General features: G+C 71.9%; 17 protein-coding genes and 1 pseudogene. 14 read left to right on the plus strand and 4 right to left on the minus strand.

Annotated elements, in window-relative coordinates; translation table 11 throughout:
• Positions 1–50: 50 nt before the first annotated feature.
• A complete protein-coding gene (locus tag AMK18_RS12510; RefSeq protein ID WP_241836555.1) occupies positions 51–335 on the plus strand; it encodes a hypothetical protein in 285 nt (94 codons plus the stop codon).
• A gap of 55 nt (positions 336–390) precedes the next feature.
• On the opposite strand, the gene AMK18_RS12515 is transcribed toward AMK18_RS12510, so the two are convergent.
• Positions 391–1,776 carry a glycoside hydrolase family 18 protein gene (locus tag AMK18_RS12515; protein WP_073862843.1) on the minus strand — a complete coding sequence of 462 codons (1,386 nt, stop codon included), beginning with the start codon at positions 1,774–1,776 and terminating at the stop codon, positions 391–393.
• Between the two features lie 202 nt (positions 1,777–1,978).
• Between AMK18_RS12515 and AMK18_RS12520 the strand changes: the two genes are divergently transcribed.
• On the plus strand, positions 1,979–2,731 hold the full coding sequence (locus tag AMK18_RS12520) for a GntR family transcriptional regulator (RefSeq protein WP_073862844.1): 753 nt from the start codon (positions 1,979–1,981) through the stop codon (positions 2,729–2,731).
• Between the two features lie 219 nt (positions 2,732–2,950).
• Positions 2,951–3,151 carry an SPOR domain-containing protein gene (locus AMK18_RS12525; RefSeq protein WP_026171228.1) on the plus strand — a complete coding sequence of 67 codons (201 nt, stop codon included), beginning with the start codon at positions 2,951–2,953 and terminating at the stop codon, positions 3,149–3,151.
• Between the two features lie 18 nt (positions 3,152–3,169).
• Here the strand turns inward: AMK18_RS12525 and AMK18_RS12530 are convergent, their stop codons facing one another.
• The gene (locus tag AMK18_RS12530; protein WP_073862846.1) at positions 3,170–4,477 is read right to left on the minus strand and encodes an MATE family efflux transporter; all 1,308 of its coding nucleotides are present in this window, start codon (positions 4,475–4,477) and stop codon (positions 3,170–3,172) included.
• A gap of 111 nt (positions 4,478–4,588) precedes the next feature.
• Between AMK18_RS12530 and AMK18_RS35595 the strand changes: the two are divergent.
• The 4 genes and pseudogenes from AMK18_RS35595 to AMK18_RS12545 all read left to right on the plus strand — a co-directional run.
• Positions 4,589–5,110, plus strand: a pseudogene (locus tag AMK18_RS35595) (PadR family transcriptional regulator); the annotation flags it as partial.
• 12 nt (positions 5,111–5,122) lie between these two features.
• Entirely contained in the window at positions 5,123–5,518 is a 396-nt protein-coding gene (locus tag AMK18_RS35215) for an NUDIX hydrolase (RefSeq protein ID WP_241836570.1), read from the plus strand.
• Between the two features lie 232 nt (positions 5,519–5,750).
• Positions 5,751–6,179: an ATP-binding protein gene (locus AMK18_RS12540; RefSeq protein ID WP_073862850.1), complete on the plus strand. Its 429-nt coding sequence runs from the start codon at positions 5,751–5,753 to the stop codon at positions 6,177–6,179.
• A 194-nt stretch (positions 6,180–6,373) separates the two neighbouring features.
• Positions 6,374–8,938, plus strand: a complete 2,565-nt coding sequence (locus AMK18_RS12545; RefSeq protein WP_107422337.1) for a SpoIIE family protein phosphatase — start codon at positions 6,374–6,376, stop codon at positions 8,936–8,938.
• Positions 8,939–8,957: 19 nt separating this feature from the next.
• Here the strand turns inward: AMK18_RS12545 and AMK18_RS12550 are convergent, their stop codons facing one another.
• On the minus strand, positions 8,958–9,671 hold the full coding sequence (locus AMK18_RS12550) for a PspA/IM30 family protein (RefSeq protein ID WP_018100872.1): 714 nt from the start codon (positions 9,669–9,671) through the stop codon (positions 8,958–8,960).
• Between the two features lie 134 nt (positions 9,672–9,805).
• A complete protein-coding gene (locus AMK18_RS12555) occupies positions 9,806–11,911 on the minus strand; it encodes a TPM domain-containing protein (RefSeq protein ID WP_073862852.1) in 2,106 nt (701 codons plus the stop codon).
• A gap of 141 nt (positions 11,912–12,052) precedes the next feature.
• Between AMK18_RS12555 and AMK18_RS12560 the strand changes: the two genes are divergently transcribed.
• From AMK18_RS12560 to AMK18_RS12590, 7 genes are all read left to right on the plus strand, one after another.
• Entirely contained in the window at positions 12,053–12,505 is a 453-nt protein-coding gene (locus tag AMK18_RS12560) for a MarR family winged helix-turn-helix transcriptional regulator (protein ID WP_018100870.1), read from the plus strand.
• An 11-nt stretch (positions 12,506–12,516) separates the two neighbouring features.
• Positions 12,517–13,923, plus strand: a complete 1,407-nt coding sequence (locus tag AMK18_RS12565; protein ID WP_073862853.1) for an MFS transporter — start codon at positions 12,517–12,519, stop codon at positions 13,921–13,923.
• A 32-nt stretch (positions 13,924–13,955) separates the two neighbouring features.
• Positions 13,956–14,507: an isochorismatase family protein gene (locus tag AMK18_RS12570; RefSeq protein WP_073862854.1), complete on the plus strand. Its 552-nt coding sequence runs from the start codon at positions 13,956–13,958 to the stop codon at positions 14,505–14,507.
• A gap of 222 nt (positions 14,508–14,729) precedes the next feature.
• Positions 14,730–17,051, plus strand: coding sequence for an ABC transporter family substrate-binding protein (locus tag AMK18_RS12575; RefSeq protein ID WP_073862855.1), 2,322 nt, complete (start codon positions 14,730–14,732; stop codon positions 17,049–17,051).
• A gap of 118 nt (positions 17,052–17,169) precedes the next feature.
• Positions 17,170–17,871 (plus strand): hypothetical protein, encoded by a 702-nt coding sequence (locus AMK18_RS35220; RefSeq protein WP_241836556.1) that lies wholly within the window; start codon positions 17,170–17,172, stop codon positions 17,869–17,871.
• Between the two features lie 139 nt (positions 17,872–18,010).
• Positions 18,011–19,918, plus strand: coding sequence for a translational GTPase TypA (gene typA, locus AMK18_RS12585; RefSeq protein ID WP_018100865.1), 1,908 nt, complete (start codon positions 18,011–18,013; stop codon positions 19,916–19,918).
• Between the two features lie 461 nt (positions 19,919–20,379).
• The gene (locus tag AMK18_RS12590) at positions 20,380–22,020 is read left to right on the plus strand and encodes a peptide ABC transporter substrate-binding protein (protein WP_018100864.1); all 1,641 of its coding nucleotides are present in this window, start codon (positions 20,380–20,382) and stop codon (positions 22,018–22,020) included.
• The last annotated feature ends 34 nt before the right edge of the window (positions 22,021–22,054 follow it).

Genomic DNA, 22,054 nt, shown 5'->3' on the forward strand with positions numbered 1-22,054 from the left:
GGAGTCACATGTTCGGGAAGCGCAGTGTCATAGGTACCGCGGCCCTTGCCATGACCGCGGTCGGCGCGATGCTGACGGCGGCCCCCTCCGCCCAGGCGGCGCCGACGGGCTGCTCGGTCTCCTACGGGGGCGGTGCCGGCAGCACGATCTCCAGCCTGTGCACAGGCGGCACCGGCCACCACCGCGTCCACGCCGTGCTCAACGCCCTGGACCCGCGCCTTCCGCAGCGGATCGTCCTCGGCGACTGGGCCCCGGTGGGTCAGGCCTCCGTCGCCACCAACCCGTGGGGCGCGGGCTACATCCAGTCCGTCTGGACGGAGACCGTCGACTGGTGACCGTACGCACGACCGAGGGGCGGCTGCCGGTGCGCAGCCGCCCCTCGGGGTGTTCCTAGCGGTGGGAGAGCCCGCGGTCGACGGCCGTGATCAGCTCGCCGTTCTCGGTGTCCCCGTCCAGCGACCAGAACATCGCGCCGCCGAGCCGGTGGTCGCGGATGTACGCGGTCTTGGTGCGCAGCACCTGGGGGTCGTCGTAGGTCCACAGCGTGGTGCCGTCGAACAGCCAGGCGCTGCCGTCGCGCGTGTTGCGGTGCACCTTGTACGTACCGGATTCGGCCAGCTTCTTGAGGGCCTTGTAGTCCTCGTAACCGGCCGCCCAGGTCGCCGGGGCGGGGCCCGCCGCCGGTTGGCCGAGGCCGTCGCCGCCGCCGGTCACGCCCGTCCAGCCCTGGCCGTAGAAGGGCATGCCCATCACCAGCTTGCGCGCCGGGGCGCCCCGCTTCAGCCAGTCGCGCACGGTCCGGTCGACGCTGTAGTCGTTCTTCGCGTACAGCGCGGACTGCTGGGCCGTCTTCGCCTCGCCGGAGACGTGGAAGTCGTAGCCCTGGAGGTTCACGAAGTCGAAGTCCCGCATGATGCGCGGCACGTCGAACCCGGCGTCGATCTTCTCGGGGGACGCCGGGACGAACGCCGAGAGGTCGTAGTGCTTGGGCTTCGCGCCGTGGTGCCGGCCCTTCTGGGCCTGGGCGGTCTTCCTCGCGTACGCGTCGAGCTGGGTGCGGAACTCGTGGACCAGGGCGGTGAAGTTCCGCTTGTCCTCCGGGCGGTACACCGTGTCGGTGTCACCGGCGGATCCCGGCCATTCCCAGTCGATGTCGATGCCGTCGAAGAGCCCGGCCGCCGCGCCCTCGCCGCCGCGCGTCCCGTCCACCGGCAGGTTGCCCTTGATGTACAGGTCGATGCAGGAGGAGACGAGCGCCTTGCGCGACGCGGCGGTGCGGGCCGCGTCGGAGAAGTGCGTGGACCAGCTCCAGCCGCCGAGCGAGATCATCACCTTCAGACCGGGGTGCTTGGCCTTGAGCTCCCGCAGCTGGTTGAAGTTGCCCGCGAGCTTCTGGTCGTCGGTGTCGGCGGTCCCGTCCACGGAGCCGGCCGCGTCGAGCGGACGGACGTAGTCCGCCCAGGCGTCGGCCTCGCCGGGCACATTGCCCGTGAAGCACTTGCCGTCCGCGCTGACGTTGCCGAACGAGTAGTTGACGTGGGTGAGTTTGGCCGCGGTGCCGCTCGTCTCCAGGTCCTTGACCTGGAAGTCACGTCCGTACACGCCCCATTGGGTGAAGTAGCCGACGCGCTTGTAGCTGGGCGCGGAGCCGTGGTGGCCGTGCCCGCCGCCGTGACCGCCGTGCCCGGACGAGGCGTTGGCGGCGGGGGAGAAGGAGGCCGCGAGCGTGACAGCGCAGGCGGCGATGGCGAGTGAAGACAGGGTTCTTCGACGCATGAGGCCAGAAGTTATTGGTCTGGACCAAACGGGGTCAAGGGTTTGGCAAAGGCGGTTTAAAGGGGTTCTGGTCCACGCGCGGCGGACTATGCGCAGGCCCGCCCAATGTCATCACTTCGAGTGAAACTGTGGCCTGCGCTTGCGATCCGGAACCCACGGTTGCGACGCTGTCGCAGTCCGTCAACCTCTTGGGGAGTGGCCTGTGGCTTTCGGTGAGCAGCCCGCCTATCTGCGCGTGGCGAGCGATCTGAGAGAGAAGATCGTCAACGGTTTGCTGCCGCCGCATACGCGCCTGCCGTCCCAGGCGCGCATCCGCGAGGAGTACGGGGTCTCGGACACCGTCGCGCTGGAGGCGCGCAAGGTCCTGATGGCGGAGGGCCTGGTCGAGGGCCGCTCCGGCTCGGGGACGTATGTGCGCGAGCGGCCGGTGCCCCGCATGGTCGAGCGCTCCGGCTTCCGGCCCGAGGCGGGCGCGGGTCCGTTCCGCCAGGAGCAGGCGGCGGACGGGGCGCGCGGCACCTGGGAGTCGCGCAGCGAGCAGGAGGGCGCGAGCTCCGAGATCGCCGCCCGGCTCGGGATCGAACCGGGCGACCGCGTCATGCGCACGCATTACGTGTTCCGGGAGGCGGGTGAGCCCGTGATGCTCTCCACCTCCTGGGAGCCCCTGGCCATCACGGGCCGAACGCCGGTGATGCTGCCGGAGGAGGGCCCGCTGGGCGGCTGCGGGGTGGTCGAGCGGATGGCCGCCATCGACGTGGTCGTGGACAACGTCGCCGAGCAGGTGGGCGCGCGCCCGGGGCTTGCGGAGGAGCTCCTGGCGCTGGGCGGGGTCCCCGGTCATGTGGTGATGGTGGTCGAGCGGACCTTCTACGCCTCGGGGCGGCCCGTCGAGACCGCCGACGTGGTGGTGCCGGCCGACCGCTACCGGGTGGGGTACCGGCTCCCCGTGAGGTGACGCCCGGGCGGCCCGCCGCCGGATGTCCCGCTGCGACGCCCTGGGGGCGCACTCGCGAGAGTGCGCCCCCGGGGCGTTGGTCCGTTCCTGGCCGGATCGGTACCTCTTTGTGTAAAGACGTATCCGTTGCGTGAAGGTCAGGCGTAGGCTCAGGCATATGCGTACCGGGGTTTCCTGGAGTTCCTTAGAAGCGTGCACATCGTTCAGGGGAGGGGCGCGATGCTCGGGAGAAACACGATGAGTGACAGCGGTGCCGTGCTTTCCTGGCTGGTGATACGGCAGGACGACAACGGCAACCGCTACCGCGTGGGCAGGTACGCCACGCAGGGCGAGGCCCAGCGAGCGGCCGACAAGTTGCAGGACCGGGGGCACAAGCAGCTGTACTGGGTGGAGCGCATCGGGCAGGCCGCCCAGTCGTAAGGAGTGCGGCGCACGGTGCTAGTGCGCCGTGCGCCGGTACAGGGGTGCGAGGGCGGCGCACTGCGCCGCCATCGAGAGGCCCATGGCCAGGCAGATGCCCGGCAGCCCCCACCCCGACATGCCGTACGCCAGCGCGAGTTGGACGGCGACCCCGCAGGCGGTGACGCGGGCGAGCGCCGGACTCGCGCCGCTGCCCTCGAAGACGCCGCCGAGCGCGATGAAGCAGGCCAGCAACAGCAGATACGGGCCCGCGCAGCGCAGATAGAGCGCCCCGGCCCCGGCCACCGCCCCCTCGCTGCCGAACGCCCGCATGATCCAGGGCGCGCCCGCGAGGAGCACGGCCGCGGCCGTGAGGCCGAGCGCCGAGGCCACCAGCAGCGCCTGCCGCCCGATGGCCCGCCGCGCGTCGCGCCCGGCGCCGAGCAGATGGGCGGTGCGGATGGCGGCGGCCTGGCGCACCGCGTAGAACGCCATCGTCGCGACGTACATCGCCTTGGTCGCGATCCCGTACGCGGCGACCTCGTCCACGCCGATCCGGGCGACGACCGCGACGAGCGCGAGCGCGCCCGTCATCCGCGCGACGAAGTCGGCCGACATGGGCAGCCCCGTGGCGGCGGTCCCGCGCGCGTCCGCGGCGAGGCTCCCGCGTACGCGCCCCGCACCGGTCGCGGTGGCCCGCCGCAGCACACCGTTGCGCCGCAGCGCCACCAGGCCGCAGGCGAGCGCGGCGGTCCGGCCCAGCACCGTGGCGATCGCCGCGCCGCGCACCCCCAGCCCGAACCCCAGGATGAGCAGCGGGTCCAGACCGAGGATCAGTCCGTTCGCGAGGACCGCCAGCCGCATCGGGGTGCGGGTGTCGCCCGCGCCCTTCAGGATGCCGTCGACCACGTTCGTCGCGAAGAACACCGCGATGCCCGGCAGCGCGATCGCGAAGTAGCCGGTGGCCAGGGCCGCCGCGCCGCCGTCACCGGCCCCGAGGACGAGCCGGGCCAGCGGCTCGCGGCAGAGGTGGCCGCCCACCGCGACCACCGGCGTGACCAGGGCCCACAGCGCCCACCCGCCGCGCACCGCCGAGCGCAGCGCCGCCGGATCGTCCGCGCCCCTGGCCCGCGCGACGAGCACCGTCGTACCCGAGCCGGCCACCAGGATGACGCCGAGCAGCAGGTTCTCGACGTTGGTGGCGGCGGCCACCGCGGCGACCGCCGCCCCGCCCAGCCGGGCCACCCAGACCATGTTGATGATCCCGGCCGTGACCCCCGCCAAGAGCTCGAAGTAGACCGGATACGCGAGTACCACCAGCGTGCGCCGGTGCTCCGCCGCTTCCATGACCGCCCCCTCTTTCCGCTGTACCTCGAATCGAGGTACAGCGGAAAGAGATAACATGAGGGCGCCGGACGGGCAAGCGGATGACGACGGACGCGGTAAGGAGCTCGACGCGTGCTGGAACTGTCGATTCTGGGATTCCTCTTCGAGGAGCCCCTGCACGGATACGAGCTGAAGGCCCGCATCCAGGCCCTCAGCGGCCATATCCGCCCGGTCAGTGACGGGGCGCTCTATCCGGCCATTTCCCGGCTGGTGAAGGCGGGCCTGGTCGACCAGCGCACCGAGCCCGGCACAGGAGCCGCGCTCCGCCGGGTCCTCTCCCTCACCGAGGCCGGACGCGAGGAGCTGTACGCCCGGCTCGGGCACCCCAAGGAGGCCGAAATCACCGACGGGCAGCGCTTCTTCACGCTGCTCGCGTTCCTGCACCACCTTCCGGACCGCGCCGGACAGGCGGCGGTCCTGCGCAGGCGGCAGGCGTTCCTCGACGTCCCGGCGAGCTTCTTCTACCGGGACGGCGAGCCGGTGCGGGCAGAGGAGGCGCCCACGCTCTTCCGGCAGGGCATGCTGCGCATCGCCCGCGCCACGGGCGCCGAGGAGAGGAAGTGGCTGGCCGAGGCGATCGGCGAACTGGAGGGCGGGGACGCGCAGGTGCTGATCGACACGGTGGCGTGGGTGCGGATCGAGGAGGGCCGCATCCTGTGCGCCCGCCCGCGCGGCAAGGACGTCTTCTACATCCCGGGCGGCAAGCGGGAGGGAGCCGAGAGCGACCTCGACACCCTCGTGCGCGAGATCGAGGAGGAGCTGACGGTCCGTATCGACGCGGAGTCCGTCGCGCACGTGGGGACGTACGAAGCCGGCGGACCCGGCCTGCCGGACGGCGCGGTGGTCCGGATGGCCTGCTACACCGCCGGGTTCAGCGGTGAGCTGAGGGCCAGCAGCGAGATCGAGGACGTGGCGTGGTTCTCGTACGCCGACCGCGACCGGGTACCGCCCGTCGACCAGCTGCTGTTCGACGACCTCAGGGCATCGGGCGACCTGGCCTGAGTCCGGCGCGAGGGGCCCGGGTCCGGCGCGAGGGGCCCGGGTCCGGCGCGCGGATCATGGTGCGGCGCGTGGCGCCGAGGCGTGTGCGCCCCCGCTTCCCGGGCACTCGTACGTGCGCGCCGCCGTACACCCGTACGCCCTGCGTGTCGAGCCCGGCGGTATTTGCTCATGATGATCGGGTATGTGCTGTTTGCCCCGCGCGGACAGGGCGTCACCGTTGCCGGCTCTGGGAGTGATCGGCGTGACCGATACCGAAGGCGATCGAGCCGAGTGGAGTTTTCCCGCTGTCCCCGGTGCCGTGCGCACCGCCCGGCACGCCGTCCAGGACACCCTGCGCGGCTGGGGGCTCGACGCCGCCGTCGGTGACGAGGCGATCCTGCTGGTCAGCGAGCTGGTCACCAACTCCATGCGCTACACGACCGGCCCCATCGGGGTGCGGCTGCTGCGTCCCCGTCCGGACGGGGACCACTCCACCGCCCACGCCGGTCTCCTCGTGGAAGTCTCCGATCCCCTCCCCGACCCACCCACCGAACGTACGGCGGGACCCGACGACGAGAGCGGCCGGGGACTGCAGCTCGTGGCCTGTGCGGCCCGGCGCTGGGGGACCCGGCGGGGAAAGAGCGGCAAGACGGTGTGGTTCGAGCTGGCTCTGCCTGGTTAGGAGTGAGGTGGGACGCACAGCGATCACCGGAGGTCGGGGCCGAACCTGGCTGAAAGGGACTGAGACCGTGCTGTGATCGTGAACGCCGTGCCGGACGGGGCCGTAGTGCTGAATACTGCGGGCATGACCGGTCCGGTGTGTGAGCTGGAGGGGACGGTCGCGTGAGCGAAATACCTGGGACAGCAGGCGACGTCGTGTGGCAGAGCAGCCCGCCCGGCTCGATCTACGACTACATCAGAGTCGCCTCCTTCTCGATCGGGCCCGACGGGCTGATCGAGCAGTGGAGCCGCCGGGCCGCCGGTCTCTTCGGCGTGGCCGCCCACGAGGCCGTGGGCAAGGACCCGGTCGAGGCGTTCCTGCCCGGCGAGGTCCGCCGCGAGGGCCACCGCCGCGTCGGCGAGGTGCTCGACGGCAAGGAGTGGACGGGTCTCGTCCCCTTCCGGATGCCCGGCGAGGACGGGGCGCACGGGCTCGCCGAGATCTATGTGATGCCCAGTGAGACGGCCACCGGCGAACGGGCGGCGGTCTGCATCGTCGTGGACGTCCGCGCCCTGCGCCGCATTGAGACGGACCTCGCCGCCTCGCAGGCGATTTTCGGCCAATCTCCTTTCGGCTTCGTCCTGTTCGGCACCGACCTCACCGTCGTCCGGGCCAACGAGCGCTTCGCCACCGTCTTCGGCGGCCGCGCCGACGACCACCGGGGCCGCACCGTCGGCGACTACCTCACCGGCGCCGACGCCGACCGCCTGACCGCGACCCTCGAACGGGTCCTGGAGACGGGCAACTCCGTCACCGACCTCCAGCTCGTCGGCACGGCCCCCGGCGACACCGAGCGCCGCCACTGGTCGATCAACCTCTACCGGGTGCACAGCGGATCGGGCCGCCCCATCGGCATCGCCGGACTCGCCACCGACGTGACTCGGCGTCACACCGCCGCCCGCGAGGCCGCCAGCGCCCGCCGCAACCTCGCCCTGCTCAACGAGGCCAGCGCCCGCATCGGCAACTCCCTGGACCTGGAGACCACCGCCCGCGAACTCCTCGACGTCGCCGTCCCGGTCTTCTGCGACCTGGCCTCCGTCGACCTCTACCAGGCCCTGCTCACCGGCGACGAGGCGGCGCCCGGCGGCTGGAGCCCGCTCGGCGCGGAGGCGGTCGGCGGCTCCGCCGAACTGCGCCGCGTCGCCTTCGCCAGCGCCGTGTCCGACGCCCTGCCCCACCCGGCCCCCGGCGCCTCCGACTCCGGCCCGCCGGGCGGCGGCGCCGCGCCCCCCGCCCTCGGCGCCGTCCACCGCTACCCCTTCGGCTCGCCCAGCGCCGTCGCCCTGCGCACCGGCCGCATCGAGGACGTGCCGGGCGACGACCGGGGCTTCGTCCAGTCCACGCTGGCCGTGCCGATGGTCGCCCACGACACCGTGGTGGGCCTCGTCCGCTTCTCCCGTACGAAGGGCAGCGAGCCGTTCGACGCCCGGGACCGGGCCCTCGCGACCGAGCTGGCCGCCCGCGCCGCCGTCTGCATCGACAACGCCCGCCTCTACCGCCGCGAGCACGAACGTGCCCTGATCCTCCAGCGCAGCCTGCTGCCCCCCGGCGACCCGGAGGCCGCCGGGCTCGACATCGCGTGTCGCTACCTCCCCGGCAACACCGCCAACGAGGTCGGCGGCGACTGGTTCGACGTGATCGAGCTGCCCGGACACCGCACCGCGCTCGTCGTCGGCGACGTGATGGGGCGCGGCCTGCGCGCCGCCGTGGCCATGGGCGAACTGCGCACCGCCGTGCGCACCCTGGCCCTCCTCGACCTGGAACCCGCCGAGGTGCTGTCCGCCCTGGACGAGGTCGCCCGGGGCCTCGGCGCCCCCGGAGCCGCTTCCGCCTCCGGCGGCGGGGGCGCCCAGTGGCCCGCCCGCGCCGCGCACAAGTCCCGCGAGGCGGACCTCGCCGAGGTGTATCTGGCGACCTGCGTCTACGCGGTCTACGACCCGGTCACCCGGCGCTGCACCTTCGCCAACGCGGGCCATCTGCCGCCCGTCGTGGTCGAGCCGGGCGAGGCCGCGCTGCTCCTCGACGTACCGCCCGGGATGCCGCTGGGCGTCGGCGGCGAACCGTTCGAGGAGGTCGAGGTCGAGCTGAAGGAGGGCGCGCTCCTCGCCCTCTACACCGACGGCCTGGTCGAATCGCGCGACCACCCGCTGGACGAGGGCCTGGCCGCCCTCCGCAAGGCCCTGGTCGAACCGGCCCAGCCGCTGGAGGACGTCTGCGACCGGGTCCTCGGCTCGCTGCACACCCGGCACGGCGAGGACGACATCGCACTCCTGATGGCCCGTATCCAGGGCCTGCCCACCGAGGCCGTCGGCGACTGGCGGCTGCCCCGCGAGCCCCGCTCGGTGGGCCGCGCCCGCGAACTGGCCCGGGGCCAGCTCACCAGCTGGGGCCTCGATGACCTGGTCGACACCACGGAACTGCTGGTCAGCGAGCTGGTGACCAACGCCCTGCGCTACGGCGAGGGCGAGATCCGGCTCCGCCTGCTGCGCGACCGCACCCTCGTCTGCGAGGTGTGGGACGCCGGTCTCGTCCAGCCGAGGCGCCGGCGCGCCCGCGACACGGACGAGGGCGGCCGGGGCCTCCAGCTGGTGGGGCTGCTCAGCGCGGCCTGGGGGGCGCGGCGGACGCCGCGCGGCAAGACCGTCTGGTTCGAACTGCCGCTGCCCGACGGCCGGCCGCCCGCCGAGCGCTCGGTGGAGGAGCTGCTCAGCATGTTCTGAGCAGCGGCCGGGGCGCGGCTCACTTCGTGGTCTTCAGCGCGGCGAGCCGGGCCTCCACCTCCGCGCTGTCGCCCAGGGCGTCCAGGTCCTCGAACTGCGCGTCCAGCGAGGAGGCCGCCAGCTCCTGCTTGCCCAGGGCCCGCGCCTCCTCGCGCCGCACCTTGTCCTCGAACCGGCCCAGTTCGCTGGTCGGGTCCAAGACGTCGATGTTCTTCACCGCGTCCATCATCTGGTTCTGCGCCTGCGCCGACTTGGCGCGCGCCACCAGCTCGTCCCGCTTGGCCTTCAGCTCAGAGAGCTTCGCCTTCATCTGGTCCAGGCCCGTCTTGAGCTTGTCGACCACCTCGGTCTGCGCCGCGATGGTCGGCTCGGCGGTCCTGGCCTCCTTCTCCGACTGCAGCTGCCGGCCCAGCGCGACCTTCGCCAGGTTGTCGAACTTGTCCGCCTCGGGGCCCGAGCCGCCCGCCCGCAGCTCGTCGGCCTTGCGGCTCGCGGCGAGCGCCTTGCCGCCCCACTCCCGCGCCGCCTCCACGTCCTCCACGTGGTCCTGCTCCATGAGGCGCAGATTGCCGATGGTGGCGGCCACCGCCTGCTCGGCCTCGGCGATGTTGTTCGTGTAGTCGCGGATCAGCTGGTCCAGCATCTTCTGCGGATCCTCGGCCTGGTCGAGCAGGGCATTGATGTTGGCCTTCGCCAGCTGGGTGACACGGCCGAGAATGGTCTGCTTGCTCATGGGGCCTCTCCTGTCGGGTGGTGCCGTTCGTGGGGTTACGCGTACGGGGTACGGAAAGCCGACGGTGCGTACGCCTACGGGGTACGGAAGGCTGCCGGTGACTGCGCGTACGGAGGTACGGGAAGCTCCCCGCGTCAGAAGCGTCCGCCGCCGCCCCGGCGGCCCCGTGTCCCTCCGCCGCCGAAGCTGCCGGGCCCGCCGCCTCCGAAGCCCCCGCCCCCGCCTCTGCCTCCGCCGAATCCGCCCCCGAAGCCGCCCCGGCCCCCGCCTCCGCCCATCAGGCCGCCGAGGATGATCCCGCCGAGCACCGCGCCGCCCATGCCCCCGCCACCCCCGCCCGCCATGGAGCCGGGGCCGCCGCGCCCGCCGTAGCCGTAGCCGCGTACGTCCTGCTCGGCCAGGCTCCGCGCCTCGCCGGCCAGCGCGTCCGCGCGGTTCGCCTCGGCCAGGGCGGCCTGCGGGTCGCCGTTGCCCGCCAGCGCGGCGGCCTGCTCCAGGCGGCGCTGCGCCTCCGCGAGCCGGGTCCGGGCGGTGCTGCCGACCGCGCCCCGGTGCGTCGTGACGAAGTCCGCCGCCGCCGCGACCGAGGAGCGCGCGGTGAGCAGCGCCCCGTCGAGCAGCGAGCGTGCCCGGGTGTCGCCCTGTTCGCGTTCCCGCGCCCCGGCCAGCGCCTCGTCCAGCGCCCGGTCCGCCTCCTCCACCCGGCGCAGCGCGTCGATCGGGTCGTACCGGCCGCCCCGCTCTCCGCGTACGTCGCCGGCCACCGCGCGGGCGCGGGCGATCCGGCCGCTCAGGTCGGCGGTGGACGCTCCCTGCGGCATGCCGTCGAGCAGCCCGCCCGCGTCGGCGAGGTCGGTGTCCAGCTCGGTGAGCGCGGCGGTCAGCCGGTCCGCCGCCTCGTCCAGTTCGCGGCCCCGCCGCTCCACGCCGTCGATCAGGGTGCCCGCCTGGTCGAGCGCGCCCTCGGCGGCCCGGACGTAGACGGCCGCCGCCGCGTGGTCGCCGCCGTCCACCGCCTGCCGGGCGCTGTCGAGGGAGGAGGTCGCGAAGGCGAGCCGGTCCCTGGCCTGGTCGGCGTCACCGGCGACGGGGGCCGACGCCTGGTCCGCGTACCGCTCGCGCATCGAGGCGAGCGCGGAATCGGCGGCCGGGACGCGCCCGGTCAGCTCGTCCAGCGCGGTCCCGGCGGCGGCCACGGCCTGCGGCGCCCCGCGCTCCAGCTCGCGCAGCCGGTCGAAGTCCTCGGAGACGGCGTCGAGGCGGCCGTCGGCGTCCGCGCAGCGGCTGATGATCTCGTCCAGCATCCGCCGTCGCGTCTCGTCGTCCTCCGGGAACGCGTCGTCCAGCTGCTGCCGCAGCCGGAACGCGGTGGTCAGCTCGCCCTTGGCGTACGTCACCGCCTCGGCGAACGGCGCTGCGGCTTCCTCCCCGAACTGGGCGGTCGCGAACCCCAGCTCCTCCTCGCTCGTGCGGACCGCGTCGTCGGTGGCCACGAGCGTCTCCTTGGCCTTCGCGTCGAGCTCCGGCAGCGGGGTCGGTGCCGGTACGCCCCCGCCCCAGCCGGTCGTGCCGGGCGTCGTACGGGTGGTGGCGCGCCGCTTGCGCCGCAGGAACGCGTACGCGGCGACGGCCGCGACCGCGCAGAGCAGGACGATCGGAAGGAGCAGGTCGCCGGTGCTGGTGCCGCCCGAGCCGGAGCCCGGGTCGGAGGGGCCGGGGGTGATCGCCGGGGCGGGCACGGGCTCGCCGGACAGGACGGCGGTGTACCCGTCGGCGGCGCCGATCGCGGCGCCCGCCCAGTCGTTCTCCTTCAGCGCCGGCTCGATCGCGGTGTTCGCCACGTCCCGGAGCTGGGTGTCGGTGAGGGGGGCGTCCTGGTCGACGGAGTAGGCGTACTGCCGGGCATGGGTGGCGACGGCGAGCAGGACGTCGTCGCGGCCGAGGCCGTTGCGGTCGGCGGTCGCGTCGGCCCAGTCCTGCGCGGAGCGCCCGGAGAAGTCGCGTACGTACACCACGAAGAGCTGGAGGCGGTGTTCGGCGTAGAGCCGGTCGAGGGCCGTGACCACCTGGGGGCGGCGTTCGCCGAGGGCGCCCACCTTGTCGGTGATCTGCCCGTCGCGGGACAGCGTGACCGGGTCGTCGGCGCGGGCGTCCGGCGCGGGGGCCAGGGCCAGCCAGCACACCGTGAGGAGCGCGGCGAGCAGGGCCCGGCCCGGTATGAGGATCCGGCTTCGGCTCACAGGCGGCGTCACGTTTGTGAGGCTATGTCCCCCTCCGGGCAGCCGCGACACGAGGCGCCCGTGCGGGGACGGTGCGTGGTGGTCGCCGGAGAATGACAGGCTGCCTTGCAAGGTGGCCTGTCGATCTCGTACGGTGAATGTATGACGCACGTACCCGGGGCGGCCCCCGACCCCACGGCCGAAGAGGTGGCGAACCAGCTGGCCTCCGTGGTCGGCCGGCTGCTGCGGCGGCTGCGTTCCTCCTCGTCGGAGTCGCTGCTGACGCCGACCCAGCGCTCCGTGCTGGCCCGGCTGGACGACGGGGGCGCCGCGACCACCGCGGACCTGGCCCGCGCCGAATTCGTACGCCCGCAGTCCATGCGGCTGACCCTGGGCGCGCTGGAGACGCAGGGGCTGGTCGAGCGGGCGCCGGACCCGGCCGACGGGCGGAAGTCCGTCATGACGGTCACGGACGCCGGGCGCGCGACGCTCGCCCAGGTCCGGGCCGCCAAGCGGAACTGGCTGGCGGAGGCCGTCGCCGCCGAGCTGGACGGGCACGAGCGGCGGACGGTCGCCGAGGCCGTGGCCCTCATCGAACGCCTGGTCGGTTCGTGACGGCTCGTGACGTGCTCCCCGGGGCGGTACGCGCGGCGGCCCGCCCGGACCGGACGGAGCCCCGCCCCGGCTTCAGCGCCCGGCTCACCGCTCCGCTGCTGCTCGGCTCACTGCTCAACCCGCTGAACACCACCATGATCTCCACCGCGCTGGTGGCGATCGGGCACCACTTCTCCGTCGGCGCCGCCGACACCGCCTGGCTGATCTCCGTCCTCTACCTCGCCAGCGCCGTCGCCCAGCCCGTCCTGGGCCGCCTCGCCGATGTCCTCGGGCCGCGCCGGGTCTTCCTCGCCGGTCTCGTCGTGGTCGTCGCCTCCGGTCTGGTGGGCACCTTCGCGCAGGGCTTCGGCGAGCTGATCGTGTCGCGGCTGCTGCTCGGCATCGGTACGTCGGCGGCCTACCCGGCGGCCATGGCGGTGCTGCGCGACGAGTCGGCCCGGATCGGCCGGGCGACCCCGCGCCCGGTGCTGGCCCGGCTCTCCTTCGCCGCGCTCGGCAGTGCGGCGGTCGGGCCCACGCTCGGCGGGCTGCTCGTCATGACGACCGGCTGGCGCGGGATCTTCGCCGTCAACGTGCCCGTGGCGCTGATCGCCCTCGGCGCGGCCCTGCTCTGGATCCCCGCCGACCCGCCCCGCGCCCGCGCGGCAGGCGCCCCGGCGCCCCGGCTGGGGCTCGATCCGCTCGGCATCGGCCTGTTCACGACCGCGCTCACTGTCCTGGCCTTCTTCCTGCTCGACCTCGCGCACCCGATGTGGTGGCTGCTCGCTCCGTTCGCCGCGCTGACCGCCGCCCTCGTGTGGTGGCAGCTGCGGGCGCCCGCCCCCTTCATCGACCTGCGGATGCTCGCGGGCAACGGCGCGCTCTCGCGTACGTACCTCCGGCACGGCGTCAGCTACCTGCTGATCTACTGCGTGATGTACGGATACACGCAGTGGCTGGAGGAGGCCCGGGGCTTCTCCTCCGGGCACACCGGACTCCTCATGCTGCCGATGTCCGTCGCCGCGCTGGTGTGCTCGCTGCTCGGCGCCCGTACGAAAGGCATCCGGGGCCCGCTCGTGCTGGCCTGCGTCCTGCTCACCGCCGGGGCCGGAACGCTCTTCCTGCTGTCCGGCGACACACCGGTCGCCGTCCTGCTGCTCGCCGGGGCCTGCTTCGGCATCCCGCAGGGGCTCATCGGGACCAGCAACCAGGCGGCCGTGCAGGCCTACGCGCCGCCCGCCTCCGTCGGCTCGGCCGCCGGCCTCCAGCGCACCGCCCAGTACATCGGGGCGATCACCGCCTCCAGCCTCATCGCCCTGGCCTACGGACAGTCGGCCGGCGACCGGGGGCTGCACCTGATGGCCGCCGTCGCCGCCGTCCTGGGCGTCCTGCTCATCGTCCTCACCGTCACCGACCGCGCCCTGCGCGGGCGTACCTGACCCCCATCAGCACCACCCCAAGGAGCACCACCATGACCGCCACCGTTCTCGACCCCCAGACCGCGCTGATCGTCGTCGACCTCCAGAAGGGCATCACCGGACTGCCCACCGCCCACCCCTCCGCCGACGTCATCGCGAACGCCGCGACCCTCGCCGACGCCTTCCGGGCCAAGGGCCTGCCCGTCGTCCTCGTCCGCGTCACCGGCGGCGCCCCCGGCCGCAACGAGGGCCCGGCCCGGTCCGGGCAGCCCGCCGCCGACTGGGCCGAGATCGTGCCCGAGATGGGCCCGCGCGAGGGCGACATCATCGTCACCAAGCAGCAGTGGGGCGCCTTCTACGGCACCGACCTCGACCTCCAGCTGCGCCGCCGGGGCGTCACTCAGGTCGTGGTGGCCGGCATCGCGACCAGCATCGGCGTCGAGTCCACCGCCCGCTCCGCGCACGAGCACGGCTACCACGTCACGCTCGCCACGGACGCGATGACCGACATGAGCGGCGAGGCCCACGACAACAGCCTGCAGCGGATCTTCCCGCGCCTCGGCGAGACCGGCACGACCGACGAGATCGTCAAGCTCCTCGGCTGACCGGACCCGCACGGAACGGAGCGCCGCGACCCCCACCCGGGCCGCGGCGCTCCGCCGTACGGGTGGGCTTCGGGGCGTACCCGCCGTGTCGGCACGGCGTTCCCGCGCGAGGGCGTTTTCAGTGGAGGGGCGGAACCAGTGTGATCAACTGCAAATGCCACCAAAAACGCTCAATCAGGCCCTTTCCCGGTGCGGGCCGGGCCGTCCCCGGAGGTATCAGCCATGTCCCACGTCGGAGTCCCGCGCGGGACGGCCCGAAAGAGGCGCATCCCCGCCCTCCTCACCGCAGGCGTCCTCACCCTCCCCGCGCTGGCCGGATGCAGCTCGGGCGAGAAGGACACCGCGGCCGTCGCCGCCGTACCGCAGGACGTGGCCCGCGCCGCCCGCGCCCAGGTCGCCGACGGGGGCAAGGTCACCTGGGCGATCGACGCGCTCCCCGCCACCTTCAACGCCTTCCAGGCGGACGCCGACAGCGCCACCAACCGGATCACCGGCGCCCTGCTGCCGACCCTCTTCCCGCTCGACTCCCAGGGCCGGCCGCAGCTCAACCCGGACTACCTCGAATCCGCGAAGGTGACCGAGACCGAACCCCGCCAGGTCGTCGTCTACCGCCTCAACCAGCAGGCCGTCTGGAGCGACGGCCGGGGGATCGGCGCCCCGGACTTCGTCGCCCAGTGGCGGGCGCTCAGCGGCAAGGACTCCGCGTTCTGGACCGCCCGCAACGCCGGGTACGAACGCATCGAGAAGATCGAGCGCGGCCACGACGACCTGGAGGTCAAGGTCACCTTCGCCAAGCCGTACGCGGACTGGCGCTCGCTGTTCTCACCGCTCTACCCGAAGCAGGTGACCGGCTCCCCGGACGCCTTCAACGACGGCGCCCGCACCACCCTCAAGGCGACGGCCGGGCCGTTCCGGCTGCGCGAGGTGGACAAGAAGACCGGCTCCGTCACGCTGACCCGCGACCCGCGCTGGTGGGGCGGCCGCGCCAAGCTGGACTCGCTGGTCTTCAAGGCCGTCAAGCCCGAGGACCGCACCGACGCGCTGGCCGAGGGCGCCGTCGACATCGCCGACATCGACTCCACCACCGCCCACCGCATCGCCCAGGCCGCCCGCGAGGGCGCGGCCGGCGCACCGCCCGCAAGCGGCCCCGGCGCCGCGCAGGGCCCGGCGGACGCCCTGCGCTCCTGGGCCGTGGCGCACGGCACCGACGAGGAGGCGGCCGAGAAGGAGCAGGAGGCGCGGGACGACAAGGCCAAGGCCGCCGACGCGTACGCCACCGAGCAGAGCGGGCTGCGCGCCTTCGTGGTCCGCAAGTCCCTGGAGCCCGCCTACACCCAGCTCGCGCTGAACGGCGAGACCGGACCGCTCGCCGACGACCGGGTGCGCCGGGCCGTCGCCCGCGCCCTGGACCGCCAGGAGCTCGCCGACACCGTGCTGAAGCCGCTCGGACTGCCCGCGCAGCCGCTCGGCAGCCACCTCGCCGTCGCCGGGCAGCCCGCGTACCGGGACGGCAGCGACGCGCTCGGCAAGCAGGACACCGAGCAGGCGCAGGCGCTGCTCGCCGACGCGGGCTGGACGCGCGAGGGCGCGCTGAGCCGGAGCGACGGCACCAAGGCCGGCAGCGAGGGCGAGAAGAAGAAGGACGCCGACGAGAAGAAGGGGAGCGCCGGAAAGGACGCGGACGACGGCAAGGGCAACCGCGCCGCGGGCGAGCCCGCCGCCGACGACGGCCTCTACATCGTCGGCGACGACAAGCCCGGCGCCCCCGGCACCCACGTCCTCGCCCCGGCCCCCGACGCCGCCGCGCAGAGCGTCGCCCTGCTGCGCCAGGCCGGGTACCTCGGCTCCACGGGCACCTCGGAGGACGCCCGGGACGCGATCCGGGCCCAGGACCGGCAGCCCGGAGGCGCCGCCGGGGCCTACGCGCCCGCGGGGACCGCCGCGCCCGCCAAGGCGGCCGACACCGCGCGCGGTCCGCTCGGCAAGAACGGCAAGCCGCTGAGCCTGCGCTTCGTCCTGCCGTCCGGGCCCGGCTCGGCCGGACTGCGCAGCGTCGGCGAGAAGATCGCCGCGATGCTCGACACGATCGGCATCCGCACCGAGATCACCAAGGTCTCCGACGACAGCTACTTCCGCGACCACGTGGCCTCCGGCGACTACGACATGGCCCTGTACTCCTGGCCCGCCACCGCCTACCCGGCCACCGACGACCGCCCGATCTACGCCAAGCCGCTGCCCGCATCGGACGGCTCGCTGCTCGTGGAGCAGAACTACACCCGCGTCGGTACGGACCACATCGACCAGCTCTTCGACCAGGCGGCGTCGGAGCTGGACGAGAAGGCCGCCCGGGACCTCATGCGCAAGGCGGACGCCCGCATCTGGGCCGCCGCCGGATCGATTCCCCTCTTCCAGCGCCCCCAGCTCGTCGCCACCGGCAAGCAGCTCGTGAACGTCGGCGCCTTCGGCCTCGGCGTCCCGCACTACCAGGACATCGGCTACAAGGCCCCGCAGGCGGCGGGCGCCCCGGCCGACCGGAAGAAGTAGCCGGAAATCCACACCTCTGGAACTGCTCAAGTCACTTGTCCGTGAGGTCCGTTACGGCAACCGTGGTCCGTGACCACCGGTGAATTCCACCGGAAGAACGGACCACGGGGGCGGGACCATGAAGCGGACACGAGTGCACCTCGGAGCGGCCGCCGCGATCGTCGCGGCGGCCCTCACGTGCGTCAGCGGCTGCTCGTCGGCAGACGGCGGGAGCGCCGACGCGAAGCCGTCCGGATCGGCGAGGGCGGCGGCGGACAAGGCGGACAAGACCGTCGCCCGGGAGCCGCAGGCGTGCCGGGGCGGTACGTACACCTGGTTCAACATGCAGGACCGTTCCGTACTGAACGGGCTCGCCGACCCGCAGCGCATCGCGCACGGGTCCGGCAAAATGACCAAGCTGACCGAGCCCGTCCGGCGACTGCGTACGGACCAGGCGTCCGTGGTGTCCCAGGGCCCGCGCCTGGACCCGAAGCAGGTGCTCTTCGCACTGAGCACGCACCTCGGATTCACGGAGAAGGAAGACGACCCGGACATGGGCTCGGGGCTGGGCGAACCGGGGGAGTACGCGGAGATCGATCCGGGCGGCGGCGAGGCCGGTGGCTCGCACCGCACCGTCCGGCTCATCTCCTACAGCTTCGTCCGCCTGGTCGAGACCGACTTCCGGTACACCTGCGGAAGCGGTGAGGGCCGGAGGACGACCACGGGGCACGTGGTCACCTGGCCCAGCTCGGGCGGCGGACTCATCAGCTGCGAGGAACCGCTGGACAAGAAGGCGTCGGCCGCCGCGCACGAGGCGTTCAGACTGTCCTGCCCGGCCTAGGAACCCCGCCGGGAAGCCCTCCACCCGCCGGGCCCGTACCATGGGAGTAGCCGTGGCGCGTCCGCCCGGCGGGCGTACGAGGACTCAAGACCGACCCAGGCGCCTGAATCCCCGATCCGAGAGAAGCGCAAGCCACACCATGCCCACGCGCCACGACATCCGTAACGTAGCCATCGTCGCCCACGTCGACCACGGCAAGACGACCATCGTCGATGCCATGCTCAAGCAGGCCGGCTCCTTCGCCGCGCACGCCGCCGAGTCGCTCGACGACCGCATGATGGACTCGAACGACCTGGAGCGTGAGAAGGGCATCACGATCCTGGCCAAGAACACGGCCGTGAAGTACCACCCCAAGGATGGCGGCGACGTCATCACCATCAACATCATCGACACCCCCGGCCACGCCGACTTCGGTGGCGAGGTCGAGCGCGGCCTGTCGATGGTGGACGCGGTCGTGCTTCTGGTCGACGCCTCCGAGGGCCCGCTCCCGCAGACCCGCTTCGTGCTGCGCAAGGCGCTCCAGCAGCGGCTGCCCGTCATTCTGTGCATCAACAAGACGGACCGCCCCGACTCCCGGATCGACGAGGTCGTCAACGAGACCTACGACCTCTTCCTCGACCTGGACGCGGACGAGGAGCAGATCGAGTTCCCGATCGTCTACGCGTGCGGCCGTGACGGCATCGCCTCGCTGACCAAGCCGGAGGACGGCACCGTCCCGGCGGACTCCACCAGCCTGGAGCCGTTCTTCTCCGCGATCCTGGAGCACGTGCCGGCCCCGACGTACGAGGAGAACGCGCCGCTCCAGGCCCACGTCACCAACCTCGACGCCGACAACTTCCTCGGCCGCATCGCGCTCCTCCGTGTCGAGGAGGGCGAGCTGCGCAAGGGCCAGACCGTCGCCTGGATCAAGCGCGACGGCTCGATCCAGAACGTGCGCATCACCGAGCTGATGATGACCGAGGCGCTCACCCGCAAGCCCGCCGAGGTGGCCGGCCCCGGTGACATCTGCGCCGTCGCCGGTATCCCGGAGATCATGATCGGTGAGACGCTCGCCGACCCGGAGAACCCGGTCGCGCTGCCCCTGATCACGGTGGACGAGCCCGCGATCTCGATGACCATCGGCACCAACACCTCGCCGCTCGTCGGCCGGGGCGGCACCGGCAAGGGCGCGGACGCCAAGGCCGCGGTCAAGGACCGCAAGGTCACCGCCCGCCAGGTCAAGGACCGCCTGGACCGCGAGCTGATCGGTAACGTCTCGCTGCGCGTCCTGGACACCGAGCGCCCCGACGCCTGGGAGGTGCAGGGCCGCGGTGAGCTGGCGCTGGCCATCCTGGTCGAGCAGATGCGCCGCGAGGGCTTCGAGATGACCATCGGCAAGCCCCAGGTGGTCACCAAGGACGTCGACGGCAAGACCCACGAGCCCGTCGAGCGCATGACGATCGACGTGCCCGAGGAGCACATGGGCGCCGTCACGCAGCTCATGGGCGTCCGCAAGGGCCGCATGGACAACATGTCGAACCACGGCTCCGGCTGGGTCCGCATGGAGTTCGTCGTCCCGTCCCGCGGCCTCATCGGCTTCCGTACGGAGTTCCTGACGAACACCCGCGGTACGGGTATCGCGCACTCCATCCACGAGGGCCACGAGCCGTGGTTCGGCACCCTGACGACTCGTAACAACGGTTCGCTGGTCGCCGACCGCGCCGGTGCCGTCACCGCCTTCGCGATGACGAACCTCCAGGAGCGCGGCGTGCTGTTCACCGACCCCGGTACCGAGGTGTACGAGGGCATGATCGTCGGCGAGAACTCGCGCGCCGACGACATGGACGTGAACATCACCAAGGAGAAGAAGCTCACGAACATGCGGTCCTCGTCGGCCGACTCCTTCGAGGCGATCGTCCCGCCGCGCAAGCTCTCGCTGGAGCAGTCCCTGGAGTTCTGCCGCGACGACGAGTGCGTCGAGGTGACCCCGGAGGCCGTCCGCATCCGCAAGGTCGTCCTCGACCAGAAGGAGCGCAACCGCAGCGCGTCGCGCGCCAAGCACGGCTGAGCCGGCGCCGGTAGGCGATTTCCGGCCGACGATCCGTCAGCGCAAGGCATTGCCGTAGCCCAGGGCCCTCACAGACACTGTGGGGGCCCTCGGTCATGGTCAACCGGTTTTAGGCTTGTCTGACCAGCATGTGAGACAAATGCGTCCGATTATCGGAGGTTGCTCTCCGAAACATGTGTTAACAGTCCGTTTCGGGGGTGTCTGTCTGGGATCGCTTTGTCCGGATTTTGGTCCGCGCAAGGGTCGGATGTTGTCAAACCGAGACCCTTTAAGTGTGGTTTACAGCCCAGTCGTACTTAATAGTTGGCTCCATTGAGCTCGGGTCAATGGGTCACGCACTGTGGGGAGTGCGCCGACTCACGAGCACACTAAGGGCACTGAAACGATCACCGTCAGGGGTGTCGGTGTATCAACCCAGTGCCCTTCTTGTAGTCAAAAGTGGACTCATGAGGAGGAAACCCATGCGTGGTGCCAAGAGCGCCAAGTGGGTCGCGGGAGCGGCCATCATCGCCCTGGCTGCGACTGCCTGCGGTGGCGGCGACGACGATGCCGACAAGGGCAGCAAGACCGCCAAGGGCGCGGTGAACCCGGACGGCATCTTCTCCGTCGAGGTCGGCGAGCCGCAGAACCCGCTGCAGCCGGCGAACACGATGGAGTCGAACGGCAGCATCGTCACCGACGCGATCTTCTCGCAGCTGGTGGACTACGACGCCTCCGGCAAGCTTGAGATGATCAACGCCGAGTCCGTCGACACCAAGGACTCCAAGCTCTGGACGGTCAAGCTCAAGAAGGACTGGAAGTTCCACGACGGCACCCCCGTCACGGCCGAGTCCTACATCAAGGCCTGGAACTGGGCCGCCAACATCAAGAACGACCAGACCAACGCGTCCTGGTTCGGCGACATCAAGGGCTACGCGGACGTCCACCCGGACGACGCGAAGGCCAAGCCGAAGTCGGACACCATGTCCGGTCTGAAGAAGGTGGACGACTACACGTTCACCATCGAGCTCAACGCCCCGCTGCCGTACTTCTCGTACAAGCTCGGCTACACGGTCTTCTCGCCGCTGCCCGAGTCCTTCTACGCGGACCCGAAGGCCGCCGGTGAGAAGCCGGTCGGCAACGGCGCGTACAAGTTCGTCAGCTGGGACCACAAGAAGCAGATCAAGGTCGTCCGCAACGACGACTACAAGGGTCTCGACAAGGCGAAGAACGGTGGTGTGATCTTCAAGAACTACACCACCCTCGAGACCGCCTACGAGGACCTGAAGTCCGGCAACGTCGACGTGCTCCGCCAGATCGGCCCGAAGGACCTCCCGGTCTACCGGTCCGACCTCGGCGACCGCGCCGTGGACAAGGCGTACTCCGCCATCCAGACGATCGCCGTCGCGTTCTACACCGACCAGTGGAAGAACATCGACCCGAAGGTCCTCCAGGGCCTGTCGATGGGCATCGACCGCGACACGATCACCAAGACCGTGCTCCAGGGCACCCGCGAGCCCGCCACCGGCTGGGTCGCCAAGGGTGTGCTCGGCTACCAGCCGAACGCCACCGGTGACGTCACCAAGTACGACCCCGCCCAGGCCAAGAAGCTCATCAAGGAAGGCGGCGGCGTTCCGGGCAACAAGATCTCGATCCAGTTCAACGCCGACGGCGGCCACAAGGAATGGGTCGAGGCGGTCTGCAACAGCATCAAGCAGTCCACCGGTGTCAACTGCACCACCGACTCGAAGGCCGACTTCCAGGCCGATACCAACGCGCGTGACGACAAGCAGGTCAAGTCCCTGTACCGCTCCGGCTGGGTGCTCGACTACCCGGTGAACGCCAACTTCATCTCGGACCTGTTCCGTACCGGCGCCGCGGGCAACCAGGGCGACTTCTCGAACAAGGGCCTGGACGCGGAGATCAAGAAGGCCGACTCCGCCGCCTCCCTCGAGGACTCCGTCGCCGCGTACCAGAAGATCGAGAAGGAGCTGGTGAACTACATGCCCTCCATCCCGCTCTGGTACTACAAGGTCAACGCCGGCTACTCGGAGAAGGTCCAGAACGTCGACTACGCGCAGGACGGCGACCCGATCCTGACGCAGGTCGAGGTCAAGAAGTAATCACACCGACGTAGTCCGCGCGCACGCGCGGGAC

Origin of the sequence: Streptomyces sp. CB01249 (assembly GCF_001905735.1) — a bacterium.
Lineage (GTDB): Bacteria > Actinomycetota > Actinomycetes > Streptomycetales > Streptomycetaceae > Streptomyces.